This window comes from Marinitoga lauensis (genome assembly GCF_004135675.1).
GTDB lineage: Bacteria > Thermotogota > Thermotogae > Petrotogales > Petrotogaceae > Marinitoga > Marinitoga lauensis.
Map to the genome: position 1 here is coordinate 214,313 of NZ_QHLX01000002.1, position 17,394 is coordinate 231,706.

The following is a 17,394-nucleotide window of genomic DNA, read 5'->3' on the forward strand; positions in this document are numbered from 1 at the left end:
ATAAAATTAATATTTTAAACTTTTTCAATTAATTCAGCGATTTTATATACAGTGAATTTAACAGCTGGTGTTCTGTAAGGTATGGTTGTTGAATCCAATTTAACGAGCCAATCATTTGTTTTTTATAAATGGAAATATAGTATTGTTGCATAAAATCATCATCAGTAGAAACAACTCTAAGTAAATATCTATCATTTAAAAGGTCTTCATATATAGAGCTTACGGTAAACGCCATATTATTTTCTTTGATATGTTTATCTTTTAAATCTTTTAATTTTTCTATATCGACATTTTTTATATTTTTATGTGGCAATTCGCTCACTCCTTCCAGAACTCTTTTAACTTTATTATCTTCTATTTTTTGGCGATAAATAAATATTTGTTTCTTCCTTCTTTATCCCATTTTAACTCATATTTTGTTTTTATGGGTCTTTCAAAATTTTCTATTATTTCTTCAGCTTCAAAGAATTTAGAGTCTTTGAAATTATTATACACCTCTTGTGCATACCAATCGACATCTGTTGCTAACTCTATTGTTCCACCTTTTTTCAAAACATCAGCTAAGGTGTTTATGAATGATTCTATAAATATTCTTCTTTCTTTATGTCGTTGTTTTGGCCACGGACATGGAAAATTAACAATTAATTTTGAAATTGAATTTGAAGGAAATAATTCTCTAATTAATAATCTCGCATCTCCCTGAATAACACGTGCATTTTTTATGTTATTTTTGTAGAATTTTACCTGAGCTTTGTATAAAGCCGTTAAAGATGTTTCAAAACCAACAAAATTAATATCAGGATTATTTTTGGCTAACGCAGCCATATATTCACCACTACCAAATCCAATTTCGACATATATCTTTTTTTTATTTCCAAAAATTTCACTCCATTTTAATGGATATATATCATAATGCTGGGGTTTAAGAAAATATTTTAATACCCCAATTTTGTCATGCATTTTTTATCCTCCTTGCTAATAATATTTATATAATAATACCATATATACCAAAAAATATTATTATTTTAATGTAAAAATAGTCTGTATTATTTATAATTATTAGAAATTTAGATTAATTATAAAAAAGAAGTATGGTATAATATATATATAATTTAATTTTACAATATTTTTTTAAGGGGTAAAAAAATGAAAATTAAAACTAAAATGCTATTATTAGTTTTTTTAGGAATTATTGTTTTTTCTATTATTGGTTTGTTTGTAGTTAATGAAATGAGAGGTTTGAAATTAAAATGGGAAGATTATGTTAGCACGGTAACTGAAAGACAAAAAATTCTTTCAGATATAAAAGAACAATTTGGTTATGGTGGAGGAATTCATTTATTTAAAAATTATGTATTGAGAGGTAGTGAAAAATATATAGATAGATTTAAAAAGAAAGAAGAACAGGTTTTAAAAGATTTTGAAATGTATAAAAAGATTCCTGATGTAACCCAGGAAGAAATAAAATATCTTGATATAATAGAGGCTACCTTTAGAAAATATGGAGAAAATATAATTCTTGCATCAAAATTAAAAAAACAGGGTTTATCAATAGCAGAAATAGATAAAACAATAAAGATTGATGATGGGCCAGCATTAAATGCATTTGATGAATTGGAGAAAATAAATTCTGCTTTAACTCTTAATAAAACAAAAAGTTTTGAAGATGCGATTTTAAGATTAGAAATAATAATTATTGTTATATCTGTAATAATTATTCTGGTTTTAATAATTTTATATCTTTTTATTGCCAGATTAATGAAGCCATTATATAATGTAAGAGATAAATTGGAAGAATTATCTAAAAATGGTGGAGACTTAATTACAAAGTTAGAGGATAACAGAACAGATGAAATAGGAGAAATAGCAAAATTCTTTAATGTGTTTATAGAAGCATTTAGAATATCTTTAAAGAATTTCTTCAATAGATTTAGAAACAATATTACGCAATTTAATTCTATAAATACTGAACTGAGAAATTTTAATGATAATTTTGAAAAAATAGATAAATCGTTGATGAAAAATCAGGAATCATTGAATAATATTACAAGTTATGTTGAAGAACAAAATGCAAGTACCTTTGAGATTTCAGATAATATACAGGGTTTGGCCAATACAGCTGTAGAATTAAGTGGTATTGCGCATGAAATAACAGATATAGCAGAAAATGGACGAACAGGATTGGATCATGTTAATAAAACGATGAATGAAATATCCGATAATATGGTGCCAATTGTGGAAAAGGTAAAATCGGTTGCTCAAAAAGCAGAAATAATAAATGATGTAGTTGAAACAATAACAAGTATATCAGAGCAGACGAATTTGTTGGCTTTAAATGCAGCAATAGAAGCTGCAAGAGCTGGAGAAGCAGGAAAAGGATTTGCTGTAGTTGCTGATGAAATTAGAAAATTAGCTGAGGAAAGTAGAAAGGCTGCAGAAAGTATAAGAGAAAATTTAGGAGAAGTTATGGACGGAGTAAATGAAACATCAGAAATGGTTGTAGAAATGTCAGGAAATATAAATAATGTTTTATCCATAAATAAAGAGACTGCTGAAAAACTTTATGAGCTTATAGATTCAGTTGAAAAAATTTCAAATTATTCGGATAATCTTGCAGCAAGTGCAGAAGAACAGGGGCAGCTGTTGAAGAACTTTCAGCATCTTCTCAAAATATTACAGAGTTAGTTAATTCATTAAAAGAAGATATGGAAGAGATTGTAAAAGAGCAGGAATACGTTAAAGAAAGAAATGAAAATTTATTGAGCAAAGTTGAAAAGGAATCGTTTGAATTAATAAAAACGGTAAATATATTTTCAGCATTTAAATTGTTTACAAGAGAAGATTTAATTAATGAATTGGAAAATGCAAAAATTGCTCATAAAAAATGGGTTGAAAGTTTTGAATATTCAACAAATAATGATTTAAGATTATTATCTGAAGATAATCCTGAAAAATGTGCTTTTGGAGTGTTTGTTAAGGTTGTTTCAAATAATATACCGGATAAAATCAGAGAAAAATGGAATAAAATATTATCATTACATGAAAAATTACATCATTATGCAAAAGATTTTGAATATAAAAGTAAAGCACATAATGAGGCTTTGTTAAAAGAGGTAAAAGCAACTTCTGATGAATTGATGAAACATATAGATGAGATTAAAGATATACTTTCAAAATGACGAATCCCCAACTGGGGATTTTATTTTTATTATGTCTAAAAATTTCTTTATTAATAGAAAATAATTACTTTTAAATGCAATAGAAGAAAAAATAGTTAATGTTATGTAATTTGACAAAATTAGAAAAAAGGAGTAACATTATATTTTACATGCATATATATTTTTTAAGGATATATTATTTTAAAGGAGGGGTTAGAATGTATAAAAAGCTTTTTATTTTGTTGATGTTGGTAGCGTTGCTGGCTATATCTGTATTTCCAAATGCTAAAGCATTTAAAGTTATGGATAAGAGCCAATTATTGCCAGGACCCGCTGCAGATGGTAAGGTAGGGGATTATATTTTAGCTAATGAAAAGGTTGAATTTTTAATTGGAAATCTTGGCAATTATCATGGATATATGAAATCAGGAGGAAATCTTCTTGATGCTGTTTATCTTGGTGGAGAAGATCAATTTGATGAAATGCATACTTATTTTGGGTGGCCAAAACAGGCTATTTATGAAAATGTATTTATATTAAATAATGGTTCTGATGGTGGACCTGCTGTTTTAAAGCTCGTAGGACATCATTCTGATATACCAGGAATTAAAATAACCTCTACATACATGTTATTACCTGGTGTAAATTATTTAATAATGAAAACAACTTTAGAAAATCAAAGTGGAAAAGACATTGATAAAATGATTTTAGGAGATGCAACATTCTTTGGTTATGCAAGACCATTTACGTTTGGACTTGGGTATAAAGTAAATAGAATTGATACAGATTTATTAGGTGCTCAGGGTGATGGGATTGCTTATGGTGTTACTACAACAGAAACAGGAGAAAAAGGAAAATTAAGAGATATTCACATTTCTTATATTTTTGCTGATCCAGAAATAAAAACCGTTTCTATTAAAAATGGTGAAAAAGTAACTTTCCAGAGAATATTTATGGTTGGTAAGGATTTATCTTCATTGTTAAAAACATCATTTGATTTGAGAAGTGTTGATTATACATTAGTGAATGGAAAAGCTATATATGAAAATGGAAAACCAATAAAAAATACAAAAATTAATGTATACAATAAAAATGGAACATTGTATATTGTTGCATATACAGATGAAAATGGCGAATATAAATTTCCAGCTAAAGAAGGAAATTATACAGTTAAAATTGATTTATCAGGTATGAATACAGTTAAATCTCCAGAAATAGTTGTTAAAGGCGAAAAAATGTTAAATGCTTTACCTGTTATTGGTAAGTATGCAGAAGAAAATAAAGTATTATGGGGTCCATATCTATCAGATGTATCTAAAGATAGTGTATATATTAACTGGAAAACACTTGTTCCAGCAAAAGGTAAGGTTTTTGTTGATGGAAAAGTATTTGAAGATAATAACGAAAGTGTTTTACATCATTTAGAAGTAAAAGGATTAGAACCAGGAAAAGAATATACATATAAACTGGTAGTTGAAGATGGAGCTGCAAAGGGTTTAACAACAGAAGCTTATACATTTAAAACAGTTGCTAATAATCCTAAAAAATTCAAATTTGTTGTTTATGCTGATACAAGAACATATAATAAAAGACATAGATTAGTAGCTGATAAAATTGCAGAAGAAAAACCAGATTTTGTTGTTCATGTTGGCGACCTTGTAATGGATGGAAGAATTATGAGTGATTGGGATGGTTTCTTCTGGGCAATTAAGAATATGGCAGCAATTTCACCATTTTATCCAGTATTAGGAAATCATGAATATAATTCAAAATACTACTTCAGTTCATTTGTTACTCCAACAGGTGGAGGAGATTATAATGAACAATATTATTCATTTAATTATGGAGATGCACATTTTATAGTTTTAGATGCTGATGTATTATTAATGCAGAAAGATAAAGAAGGTATGGAAAGAGAAACACAATGGTTGATTAATGATTTAGAAAAGAATAAAGATGCTAAATGGAAATTTGTATTCTTCCACGAACCATTCTGGACAAATTGTACAGAATACGGTGTAGAACCTGTAAGTCCAACAATAGATTATTGGAAACCTGTATTTGAAAAATATGGTGTAGATATTGTATTCAATAGTCATTTCCATATGTATGAAAGATTTACAAATAATAAAATCAATTATATAGTAACAGGTGGAGGAGGCGCTCCATTATATTCAAAAGTAAAATCTTATGATGAAAAATATCCATTTACAACAAAGGATATAACAGGACTTCATCATTATGTAGAAGTTATTGTTACAGAAAATCAGGTTAAAGTGCTCATTAAAGGTGTTGCACAACAAACAGATAAAAAGAAAGAAGATGGATTTATTCCTGTTAATGTAATTCTTGATCATTTTGTTTTAAATAAGTATTAATCGAAAATCCGGCGATTGGCCGGGATTTTTTGATTTCATTAAAAGTTTGTTTATTATATTTAAAAGAGTAGTACCTTGAAGATATAATAAAAATGTAAATTTATTGAAATTGCTAAAATAAAAAATTCCCGATCAAATCGGGAATTTTTTTGATTAAGCATCATCGCCTAAATATTCTTTAACTTTAGCGTGCAATCTTGATTTTTTTCTTGAAGCGTTATTTTTGTGAATAACACCTTTTTTAGCAGCTTTATCAATTACAGAAAATGCTGAATCTAATAAATTCATAACTTCTTCTTTTTCTTTTTCGCTTCTATAGCTGCTAATACTTTTTTAATTGAGTTTTTAACTCTTGTCTTATAAGCTTTGTTTCTTAATCTTCTTTTTGCTGTTTGTCTCACTCTTTTTTTAGCTGACTTAACGTTTGGCACTTTGATATTCCTCCTTTATATTATTATTTTATTATAGTCCAAAAGCTGCTTTTAAATCGTTAACCTTATCTGTTCTTTCCCATGGTAAATCAACATCTGTTCTTCCAAAATGACCATAAGCAGCTGTTTTTTTGTAAATTGGTTTTAATAAGTCCAGGTTTTTAATAATTGCACCAGGTCTAAAGTCAAACATTTCAGTTACTACATTGTATAATTTTTCTTCATCGACTTTTGCAGTACCTTTTGTATCAATTAAAATTGAAACAGGCTTTGCAACACCTATAGCATAACCTAATTGAATCATAACTTCGTCAGCTAAACCTGCTGCAACAATATTTTTGCAACGTAACGAGCCATATAATGAGCTGATCTGTCTACTTTTGTAGGATCTTTTCCAGAGAAAGCTCCTCCTCCATGTGGTACCCAGCCACCATAGGTATCAACAATAATCTTTCTCCCAGTTAATCCTGTATCAGCATGTGGACCACCTAAAACAAATCTTCCTGTTGGGTTAACTAAAATTCTGGTATTTTCTGTTAATAAGTTTTCTGGAACTATAGGTTTAATCACATGTTCAATTAAAGCTTCCCTAATTTCTTCTATTGTTACATCTGGTTCATGTTGTGTAGAAATCAATACAGTTTCTACTTCAACAGGCTTTCCATTTTCATCATATTCAACTGTAACCTGAGTTTTTCCATCAGGTCTTAAGAATTTTAAAGTTCCATTTTTTCTAACTTCAGCTAATCTAAAAGCCAATTTATGAGCTAAAACAATTGGTAATGGCATCATTTCTGGAGTTTCATTTGTAGCATAACCAAACATAATTCCCTGGTCACCAGCACCAAGTTTTTCGTATGGATCTTCTTCAGAAATTTCTCCCTGTTTTGCTTCTAATGCCTTATCTACTCCATAGCGATGTCTGGTGATTGTTCGTCTATAGAAACCAATACAGCTGAAGTTTCACCATCAAAACCATATTTTGCTCTTGTATATCCAATATCTAATATTGTTTGTCTTACGATTTTTGGTATATCAACATAAGCTTTTGTTGATATTTCACCAGCAACCATTGCAACACCTGTTGTAACCAATGTTTCTACAGCAACCCTTGAAAAAGGATCTTTTTCTAATAAAGCATCCAATATTGCATCAGAAATTTGGTCTGCAACTTTATCTGGGTGTCCTTCTGTAACACTTTCGCTTGTGAAAAGTCTTTTTTTCAATTTTCTTCCTCCTTTTTATTTATTTAATATTGTAATCGATGTCCAAAGTATTATTATACCAGAAATATACCTCAATACACTTATGAAAAATTAATTTTAAAATAAAATCTATTGTATTTTAAGTTACATTTCTTTTACCAGCACTAACTTATAAACCTTTACAGTTCCCCATATATCTTCTAAGATTAATTCAGCCGGGTTTCTATCTTTTAATGTAAATGCTATTTCATTCCATCTATTAACTTTTATTGGAGTTATAAATGAAGAAGAATAGAGTTTAATCCAATATGTGAATATATTTGAACCATTGCCGTATATTATATTTGGTGAATACATTTCATCTGTTCTTATTGCATCAAATTCTATTTCGTATACTAATTCATCATTTATACGCAAAGAAATTTTTCTTGGTATAATTTTGGTATTATTGCCAATTTTTTCATCTGTTTTTACTTCTAATTTAGGTAAGGATGCAAAAGGAATTTCTGTAACCTGATCTTCTAAAAGTTTAAAGGTTCTGTTATTCGATCTAATTTCAAGTGCTTCTAATTTTCTTGGTCTCATTTCTACATAATCAACAAATTCAAGAGCATCTCTAACAATTTCAACTTTTTCATTTCCAGATTTTTTAATTTCTCTAACTTCGAAATGAACATGGGGAACTTCAGCCTCACCAGATTTACCAGAATATGCAATAATTTCTCCTTTTGATACTCTTATTTCATCTTCAGGAAATTTTATTTCTGCAAAGGTATTTCCAACTTCACTGATAACTGAATTTGCAATTTCTTCGATTAACCCTTTAAAAGAACTTAAATGAGCATATACAGTTATTAAATCATAATCTGGATGATATAAGAATACAGTATTACCATATACTTTATGATTTATCCATATTTTATATACATAACCATCCGCTGCCGCATTTACAGGATAACCAATTCTTGAAAACGATGAAAAATCTATTCCTAAATGAAAATGTGGTTTGTCTCCAGTATCTCTATATTCTCCAAATGAAGAGGTGAGATAAGAATCTTTAACAGGTGGTAAAAATCTTTGAGAAAAAGCAAAAACAATACTTAAAAGAACTATTGAGATAATAATTAGTTTTTTCATGATATACCTCCTACAGGATTTTGAATTTATAACACAATATCCAGAAGATAACAATCTTCTGGATTTAAAGATATATAATAATTATTTTTAGCAATGAATTATGATAATTTAAAAATTTAAACATCTGTTAGTTTTGATTGCCTCCTGTATTATCCTGCTGGAATAATCTAACGTATTTCATTGGAACAATCATTTTTATTGCGTGTTTATAAACGAGAGATTGTTGTCCCTTTTTTTCCAATAAAATTGTAAAATTATCAAAGGATTTAATAAATCCGGTGGTTTGGAATCCTCCTTCGAAATAAATTTTACATTCAATTTTGTTTGTTCTTAATAAATTCAAAAATCTTTCCTGTAAATTAAATTTTTCTGCCATTCCAACTCCCCCTTTTTAAGTAGTAAATTTAGAAAATAAAACTACAAATTCAATCAATAAATTCAAAAATAATTTTCTTAATTTTTTCAATTGGATTCTTTTCTATTGATAAATTTATCCATGTAGCATTTTCATATCCTCTGAAATAAATTATTTGCCTTCTTGCATATCGTCGTGTATTCCTTTTTATATAATGAATCATTTTGTCATAATCATATTTTCCTTTAATATATTCTAATACTTCTTTATATCCAATAGTATTCAAAGAATTTAAGTTTTTGTTATATCCTAAATTAATTAAATTTTTTACTTCATCAATTAATCCGTCTTCAATCATTTTTTCAACTCTTAAATTAATTCTTTCATGTAGTTCTTTCCTATCTCTGTCTAATATAATAATGTTAAATTCATAGGGGATTGGGTTTTATGATTTTTTATTAATTCAGACATTCTTTTTCCAGAAACGATATATATTTCTAATGCTCTAATACTTCTTTTTAAATCGTTTTGATGAATTCTCAAATAGCTTTCAGGATCAACATCTTTTAAAATTTCTCTTATTATTCCAGGCTGGGAATTTTCTAATTTTCTTAAATAACTTCTTAATGTCAATGAACCAGGAGATTCAAAAAATCCTTTATAAATGGAATCAAAATATAAACCAGTTCCACCGGAAATAAGGGGTATTTTCCCTCTATTTAATATATCTTTTATTACATTTAATGCATCCTGTCTGTACATATATGCGTTATAATATTGATCAGGTTCAACAAAATCAATTAAATGGTGTTTTATTTTTTTTTGTTCTTCTATTGTTGGTTTAGCTGTTCCAATATTCATATATTTATATATCTGTCTTGAATCACAGGAAACAACTTCAAAATCATTTCCAAGTTGAGTTAATAAACCAGTTTTTCCCACGGCAGTTGGCCCTAATATAACGGGTATTTTCATTTTAAATAAATCACCCCATAAAATACGCCAGAATTTTTACTTCCGTCAATTTTATCGAATTTATATTTATCCCATATAGAATCTTTAACATGTGCTTTAATAATAACTTTATCTTTTGCCACTCTTTTCATTTCTTCAATGTCAGATGGTTCAAGTTCATCATACACAGCGAATCTTCTTAAAGGGTTTAATGCTGAAGATTCAAAAACAGGATTTTCAAACATAGGATCACAATATATTATGTCATAACTTTTATCTTTTTGTTTTCTAATAAATCTTTTATAATTATCGTTTATTATTTCGATTTTCTTCTGTGCTTCTTTTAGCCATTTTATTTTATATGGATAATATTTAATACTTTCTTTTACAACGAAATAAATAGGGAATGATCCTTCCAGCCCAATTAATTTTCCTTCATTTAATTGAGAAGATATTAATAAAGCTTCACTACCAAGTCCAAATGTTAAATCTAAAACAATTTCATTACCTTTTAATTCCATATTGTTTAGTAGATAATCTTTTTTATCAGAAATAAAATTTTTCATTCTTATTTTTACAATTGAAGGATGAAAAAAGAACTCAAAATCGTCCTTTTTAACCTTTACAGTAAGATTCTTTTCAACAACAAAATAAATATTATTTGTTTTTAAATGTCTTCTATTTTTATATATTAAACCGTATTGTTCAGCGAGTTGTTTGGCTCGCTGTAGTTGTTCCTTCGATGGTTTGTGGACGTAGTTATAATTAATTTTTCCATTTTTTATTGTCACACCTTTCTCTTCCAGCATTTTTTTTATCATATCTCTTTCTTTTTCTATGGCATTAAGTTTCTTTTTTAATGATTCAAATTCACTCTGGGTTTTTTTATATTCATTACTTAATTCAGCATATATAAATACCATACGAACCATCTGTATGCCGAAATATAATATTACAAAAATTATGGCAAAATAAAGAATCAATCTGAAAACATTAATTTTTTTTTCTTTTTTCTTTTTTTTGCCGACGATAATCTTTTTTCTTTCCATTTTTTATCCTTTCAATCCTGAACGTGCGATGCCAGCTACAAAATATTTTTGCATGAATATGAATAATAAAATTATAGGAATTACCGAGAATGTAGAAGCTGCCATTAAAAGATTATATAAAGTTCCCGATTCTGTTGTGAATGTTTGCAAACCAACAGCTAACGTTCGCATTTCTGGAGATTTTGTTACAATCAAAACCCATAAGAAAGCATTCCAACTACCAACAAATTTAAGTAATGCACCGGTTATTAAAGCAGGTTTACTCAATGGTACCATTACTGTCCATAAAAATCTCCAGCTACTGCTACCATCAATCTTAGCAGCATCCATAAGTCATTGGGTATAGTTAAAAATTGCTGTCTTAATAGGAATATAGCAAATACGCTAACTATCCACGGTATAATCAATGCATAATATGTATCAAGCCATCTAAATTTACTGATAGTTATAAAATTAGGAACGAGCATTACTTCTCCTGGAACCATCATTGTAGCTAAAAATAGGGTAAATAAAATATTTTTGCCCCAGAATTCTAGTTTTGCAAAGGCAAAAGCTGCCATTGCAGCAATAATTATTTCAAAAATTGTTGTTGATGTTGCCATAAATACTGTATTTATATAATATTTTGAAAATGGAGCAGCATTCCATGCATCAACATAATTCTGGAAAACATTTGCAAATATTTGAGAAGGTGTGAATTTTACATTCATAGTTGGTTGTTCATCAAGGAACCATAATGCGTAAACATCTTTAAAGTAAATTTCGATATTTGAATAATTTCTATAATATACTTTATCAACAATGTCGGGTTTTTCTATTAATTCTACTTTTGATATAGCATCAGAATAAACTTTGTTGAATTTTTCAAGTACTTTATTATATTCATTCCTTAAGACAGATAAACTTAGAAGTTTTCTTTTATCAAGATTTTTTTCTTTTATAAAATCAATATCAAAACTGTTTAGATAAATATCTATATTATCCTGATTAATATTTTTGATTTTTGATAAACTTCTTATAATCATTAATGTTCTTGATAGGTCTTCAGCGGATATTTTTAATTCCCGTAAAACCTTATCATTAAAATCATGCTCTATATTTAGGACAAAATTATCTTTAATCTTTAATATGTCTAGTTTTGGATTAACATCTTTTCTAAATTCTTCTGGTATATCAGATGAATTTAAAGCCTTTAAAAAATTATTTTTCATAGTTTCTTTTGTTGGAACATTGAATTTTATTAATGATTTGTTTACAGAATATTTTTGAATTTTACTAAATTCATTTTCAAAGAAAGATTTGAATTTTAAAGAGTTTTTATTGTGTATAATAGCATTGTAAATATTTTTTTCAAGTAATCTATTAACATTTCTCAGGTACATATCAGTATATGAAATAAAATTAATAGTATTTAATTTTTCTATAATATCGTTAATTTCATCATTTGATATTATACCAGTTCCTTTTGAATAATTTGAAATTAATTCAGAAATATTTGTCAGATTGCTTTTTAAGTTTTCAAGATAATTTTTAAGTTCTTCCTTTTTTTCTTCTTTTTCTTTTTTTATAACGGAATTATCAGTATTTTTAATTCTGAGATAAGGTAATCTATTTAAAGAAATTTTCAAAAATTTATCAATATAATTTATAGATTTTTTGATTTCTTTATTAAGCGATTTAAGTATTTGGGCTTTTTTGAATAAACCATTTGAGGATGAATATAGACTGAAATAGAAATTTTCAAAACTTTCAGGAGTATCTTCAAGCGAGTTAATTTTATTTGATAATTCTGTTATTAATGGAAAATTTGCATTATATGTTTTTATATTATTAACTAAATTAGTTAAATCGATATTATTTGCATAGTTTAAGTCTTGGAAATTTAAGGTTATTAAGCCGCGTCTTACAGCATCATCTTCTATTGTTAAGACCTTTTTATATGGATTATAAACACTTTCACTTTGAGAAGCTCTGAATTCTGCTAAACTGACACTTCCCTGAGTTCCCAATGAAGTAGAAAGAGAATTTTTTATATTCACAGATATTTCAGATTTAAAGTTTTTTGATGTCCATTTTGGTGGCCATTGAGAAATTTCACTTCCTGTTTTAAATGAGGTTACAACCATCCATGCAAAGGGCATAGCCATAACAATTGCGCCACCAATAACCAATAAATATACTATTAGTGTTCCCATTGTATTCATAAATTTTGTCCAGGACATTATAAGACCCCTTAAGAATCGTAATGGACACGTTTTTTTCCGGCTACAAACTGTATAAATGTAAATATCAATATAATACCAAATAATACATATGCAGCCGCACTTGCCTGTCCCATTCTCTGTTCACCATAGAATTTTTCAAAAACATAATAAACTACAGTTAAACCGCTATTATTGTATGGACCGGGAGTCCTGAATAAAGAACAAATATTTCAGAAAATACTTTAAATGCACCAATCATAGAAACTATCAATATGAAAAATGTTGTTGGAGAAAGCAAAGGCCACGTAATATAGGCAAATTTTTGCCATGTTGTTGCCCGTCAACCTCAGCTGCTTCATAATAACTTTTATCTATATTTTGAAGACCAGCTAAAAAGATTATCGAATAATATCCTACCAATTTCCATATAGATATAATAGCTATTGTTGGAATTGTCCATTTTTCATCTTTTAGCCATAATATTTTATCTATACCAAAAAAAGAAAGAATATAATTTAATAACCCATTATCGTTAAATATCCATTGCCATACTAATGAAACAGCAACAACACTGGTTACAAAAGGAATAAAATATATGGTCCTGAAAATAACTTTTCCATGTATTTCCTGATAAAATAATAAAGCGATGATTAACGATAAGAAAATAGTTATAGGCATGGATAGTAGAACATAATAACTTGTATTCCATATAGCCTTTAAAAAGTCCGCTTCTTCTTTTGCCATGCTTAAATAAGTGACAATTTCAGGTATTTTAATCATTTTTATTCCAACAATATATATACCAATAAAGATTAATAGCCTTAATAACAATTTATCTGGGGTTCCTTCAATTTTTTTCATAGCTGCAATTACAACATAAGAAAAAGCAAGCCATAAGAAAATAATCCATTGTAAATTATAATTTATATAATTCCATAAAACAAAGGTTATCAGGCCAAAAATTGCATTTATAAAAACAATATTTTTAACTTTTTTGTCAGGAATTCTCCTTGAATCTAAAATGGCATTTAGTAAATAAGCTACAAAAAATACGATAAAAAAGGTACCTAAAAAAGCAACATTAAAAGTTAAGTCTACAGGATGTTTTAGCTTAAACAATTCTGTATAATTTTTAAATCCAATAAACTGAGGATTCGCTTGATTTTTAAAATCCCATTTAAAAAAACTCAATACAAATGAATATATAATAGGCCAGAAAACAAAAATCGATAAAACAATCATAGAAGGTAATATATACAAATATGCAGTTAAACTTTCTCTGGTCCTTCTCCAGGCATGTGGAGAAAGAAAAAATTTTGATACCTTCATCAAAATTGCCAGGATTAAAGCAATACTAACTCCTATAATAGGAATGAGAATTTCCGCGGGCATAGACTTTCCTCCAATCAACAAAAAATTTTTAACACTAATTTTACCATATTAATGAGATGAAAGTCAAAATTTAATTTTATTTTATAAGATATATTTTTGTAAAATTCAAAATAAATTTATATTATTTTAGTTTGTTTGCGAGTTTTATTAATTGATCCACAATTTCATCAAAAGTAGGTCTTTCAAAAGTTCCTTGCTTTAAAAAGGCATTTATATTATCAATTTCTTTTTTTGCAATATCAATTTTTTTGTTTGTTCCTTCCTTATAAGCACCAACTTCAATTAAATCTTTAGCATCATTATAAGTGGCCATAATATCTCTCACAGTATAAGCTGCGTCGAGATGTTCTGAAGTTACTACAGAAGACATTAACCTACTAATACTTGCCAAAACATCTATAGCTGGATAATGAGAAGATTCTGCCAATCTTCTGGATAAAATAATATGCCCATCTACAATACCTCTAACGGTATCAGAAATAGGTTCGTTAAAGTCATCACCTTCAACTAAAACGGTGTAAATAGCTGTTATACTACCTTTATCAGAATTTCCGGCTCTTTCCAGTATCTTTGGTAATTCTGCAAAAACGCTTGGAGTATAACCTCTTGTTGCAGGTGGTTCTCCAATTGATAAACCAATTTCTCTTTGAGCCATAGCCCAACGGGTTAACGAATCAACCATTAACATTACACTATATCCCATATCTCTGAAAAATTCCGCAACAGTTGTTGCACTAAGTAAAGCTTTTGTTCTCATTAATGCAGGTTGATCTGATGTAGACACTATAACAACAGAACGCTTAAGACCTTCTTCTCCTAAATCTCTCTCGATAAATTCTCTTACTTCTCTTCCACGTTCTCCAATTAATGAAATGACATTTATGTCAGCAGATGTATTCCTTGCAATCATACCCAATAATGTACTTTTTCCAACTCCACTACCAGCAAAAATTCCAATCCTTTGTCCTTTGCCAAGGGTTATTAAACCGTCTATAGCCTTTACACCAACAGATAAAGGTTCTTCAATTTTATTTCTAATTAATGGGTTAGGTGGAGGTGAATAAATAGAACGATATTTATCTGTAATTAAAGGTTTTCCATCGATTGGGCGCCCAATTCCATCTAATACTCTCCCTAAAAGATTTTGAGTAATTCCAATAGAAACTTTTCTGTTTAGTTTTTTTACTTTAGCTCCTACATATAATCCATGAACATCTTCAAAAGGCATTAACAATACTTTATTTCCAACAAATCCAACTACTTCACATAATGCTGTATTTCCATCTTTTAAGGTAATAGAACACAAATCTCCAAGGGACACATCTGGTCCCTTGGATTCAATAACAACGCCGGTTATTCTATCTACAATACCTTCTAAAGAAAATAAATCCAGTGAATTTAGTTTTCTATTGATATTTTCATATATTTTGTTATAATCCTTCATCGTTTAATTCTTCCTCTATAATATCGTTTACCTGTTTGAGTACATCCTCTTTATTAATAACGATTTTTCCCATATCAGTATGTATAGACATTGAAAAATCCGGTAATGTAATATCTTCTACTATTTCTATATTATCTACAGCATTAAATTTTTCAATTAATTCAGGAAAATCATTTATAATGTTTGAACTAACATGGATTTTGATATGTTCAAAGTTAACAAATTTTTCTAAAATTTTATTTAGTGAATTTTCTATCCACTTGGGAGAAGAAAAAATTTCAACATTTAAAAATTTGTTGATCAATAGTTTTAATAAATTAAATAATAAAATTCTTGTATTATAAATTTCCAGATTGATTGATTTATTAAAAGTGTCTAATAGGTTATTAAGTTGCAAAGAATATTGTTGGATAAGATTATTGAGCTCATATTCTGCCTGTTCTTTTCCTTCTTTTCGGCCTTTTTCTACTTCTTCGGCATAGGCTAAATGAGCTTCATTGATTATATTTTCTGCTTCTTCTTTTGCGCTATCTATAATTTCTTTTGCTTTTTTTTCTGCATCATCTATAATCTTCTTTGCTATATCTTCAGCAACAGTCTTTTCTAACTCCTGGGTATCTTCAGGTGATTCAAAGATAATATATTGTCCTTTAATAATCCTTCGATTAAACAATTAATTCTTCTCCTCCTCCACCAGCGATAATTATTTCACCGGATTCTTCAAGTTTTCTTATAATTGCAACTATTCTTTGTTGTGCTTCATCTACATCTTTTAATCTAACTGGACCCATAAATTCAAGTTCTTCCTGTATCATTTGACTTGCTCTTTGAGACATATTTGTAAGTATTTTATTTTTAAGGTCTTCAGAAGCACCTTTTAAAGATAATGTCAAATCACGGGTATCAACTTCTCTAAGTATTCTTTGTATAGTTCTATCATCGAGTTTAAGTATATCTTCAAATACGAACATTTTCTTTCTAATTTCTTCAGAAAGTTTAGGATCAGATTCAGATAATCTATCAAAAATATTTTTAGATACAGTTCTATCAATATTATTCATTATTTCAGCTGTAGTTTCGATACCTCCAACCTGACTGAATGGTTGTGCGGCGAATGATGATAATCTGTCTTTCATACGGCTTTCCACCTCCTTAACAACATCTGGAGTGGCCCTATCCATAATAGAAATTCTTTTGATTACATCAACCTGTAAATCCTCTGGTAATCCAGCAATAACCTGAGCAGCAGCAGCAGGTGGCAAATAACATAATACCAGGGCTACAGTTTGAGGATGTTCATTTTGCAAAACATTAGTAATCTGTGCAATATCGATTCTTTTTAAGAAATCAAAAGGTTTAACCTGTAAATTTGTAACAAGATTTTCAATGATTTTAATAGCCTGTTCTGGTCCGAAGGCTTCTTCAAGCAACTTTTTAGCGTAATCTACGCCACCTTCTTTAATAAATTCTTTTACTTTCATTAACTCAAAGAATTCATTTAAAACATTATTTTTTTCCTCATCAGATATTTTCCCAGATTGGCAACTTCTAGTGTCAGCATTTCTACTTCTTCTTCCGTTAATTCTTTTAATAGCTTTGAAGCTCTATCGGGTCCAACAAGAACTACTAAAATAGCTGCTTTCCTTAATCCACTAACGCCCGAAGAATTTTGTGCAGCCATAATATC

11 protein-coding genes and 6 pseudogenes are annotated in these 17,394 nt (G+C 28.4%); 3 read left to right on the plus strand and 14 right to left on the minus strand.

The window, feature by feature from the left end; genetic code table 11:
• Positions 1-28: 28 nt before the first annotated feature.
• Positions 29-322: a hypothetical protein gene (locus tag DJ007_RS04050; RefSeq protein WP_206076080.1), complete on the minus strand. Its 294-nt coding sequence runs from the start codon at positions 320-322 to the stop codon at positions 29-31.
• A gap of 32 nt (positions 323-354) precedes the next feature.
• The gene (gene trmB, locus DJ007_RS04055) at positions 355-960 is read right to left on the minus strand and encodes a tRNA (guanosine(46)-N7)-methyltransferase TrmB (protein WP_129408441.1); all 606 of its coding nucleotides are present in this window, start codon (positions 958-960) and stop codon (positions 355-357) included.
• A 186-nt stretch (positions 961-1,146) separates the two neighbouring features.
• Between trmB and DJ007_RS04060 the strand changes: the two genes are divergently transcribed.
• The 3 genes from DJ007_RS04060 to DJ007_RS04065 all read left to right on the plus strand — a co-directional run bounded on the left by DJ007_RS04060 (position 1,147) and on the right by DJ007_RS04065 (position 5,536).
• Entirely contained in the window at positions 1,147-2,685 is a 1,539-nt protein-coding gene (locus DJ007_RS04060; RefSeq protein ID WP_240739252.1) for a methyl-accepting chemotaxis protein, read from the plus strand.
• A gap of 20 nt (positions 2,686-2,705) precedes the next feature.
• Positions 2,706-3,179 carry a CZB domain-containing protein gene (locus DJ007_RS17075; RefSeq protein WP_240739253.1) on the plus strand — a complete coding sequence of 158 codons (474 nt, stop codon included), beginning with the start codon at positions 2,706-2,708 and terminating at the stop codon, positions 3,177-3,179.
• 197 nt (positions 3,180-3,376) lie between these two features.
• The gene (locus DJ007_RS04065) at positions 3,377-5,536 is read left to right on the plus strand and encodes a metallophosphoesterase (protein ID WP_165973994.1); all 2,160 of its coding nucleotides are present in this window, start codon (positions 3,377-3,379) and stop codon (positions 5,534-5,536) included.
• A 153-nt stretch (positions 5,537-5,689) separates the two neighbouring features.
• Here DJ007_RS04065 and rpsT read toward each other — a convergent pair.
• From rpsT to fliG, 12 genes and pseudogenes are all read right to left on the minus strand, one after another.
• A pseudogene (rpsT, locus tag DJ007_RS19915) lies at positions 5,690-5,967 on the minus strand (30S ribosomal protein S20).
• A gap of 31 nt (positions 5,968-5,998) precedes the next feature.
• Positions 5,999-6,792, minus strand: a pseudogene (gene metK / locus DJ007_RS19920) (methionine adenosyltransferase).
• A gap of 80 nt (positions 6,793-6,872) precedes the next feature.
• Entirely contained in the window at positions 6,873-7,193 is a 321-nt protein-coding gene (locus DJ007_RS18815; RefSeq protein ID WP_276318643.1) for an S-adenosylmethionine synthetase N-terminal domain-containing protein, read from the minus strand.
• A 123-nt stretch (positions 7,194-7,316) separates the two neighbouring features.
• A complete protein-coding gene (locus DJ007_RS04080) occupies positions 7,317-8,309 on the minus strand; it encodes a M23 family metallopeptidase (RefSeq protein ID WP_129408443.1) in 993 nt (330 codons plus the stop codon).
• Positions 8,310-8,436: 127 nt separating this feature from the next.
• Positions 8,437-8,685: an RNA chaperone Hfq gene (gene hfq, locus DJ007_RS04085; protein ID WP_129408444.1), complete on the minus strand. Its 249-nt coding sequence runs from the start codon at positions 8,683-8,685 to the stop codon at positions 8,437-8,439.
• A 49-nt stretch (positions 8,686-8,734) separates the two neighbouring features.
• Positions 8,735-9,639: pseudogene (gene miaA / locus DJ007_RS19925) on the minus strand (tRNA (adenosine(37)-N6)-dimethylallyltransferase MiaA).
• Entirely contained in the window at positions 9,636-10,667 is a 1,032-nt protein-coding gene (locus DJ007_RS04095) for a class I SAM-dependent methyltransferase (RefSeq protein ID WP_240739257.1), read from the minus strand. The pseudogene miaA and the gene DJ007_RS04095 overlap by 4 nt, the downstream one beginning before the upstream one ends.
• A gap of 3 nt (positions 10,668-10,670) precedes the next feature.
• Positions 10,671-11,521, minus strand: a pseudogene (locus tag DJ007_RS20740) (carbohydrate ABC transporter permease); the annotation flags it as partial.
• A 1,379-nt stretch (positions 11,522-12,900) separates the two neighbouring features.
• Positions 12,901-14,200: pseudogene (locus tag DJ007_RS04105) on the minus strand (carbohydrate ABC transporter permease).
• A 184-nt stretch (positions 14,201-14,384) separates the two neighbouring features.
• A complete protein-coding gene (fliI, locus tag DJ007_RS04110) occupies positions 14,385-15,707 on the minus strand; it encodes a flagellar protein export ATPase FliI (protein ID WP_129408445.1) in 1,323 nt (440 codons plus the stop codon).
• Positions 15,694-16,380, minus strand: a complete 687-nt coding sequence (locus DJ007_RS04115) for a FliH/SctL family protein (protein WP_129408446.1) — start codon at positions 16,378-16,380, stop codon at positions 15,694-15,696. Before DJ007_RS04115 ends, fliI begins: the two co-directional genes overlap by 14 nt.
• Positions 16,373-17,388, minus strand: a pseudogene (fliG, locus tag DJ007_RS04120) (flagellar motor switch protein FliG). Before fliG ends, DJ007_RS04115 begins: the two are co-directional and overlap by 8 nt.
• Between the last annotated feature and the right edge of the window lie 6 nt (positions 17,389-17,394).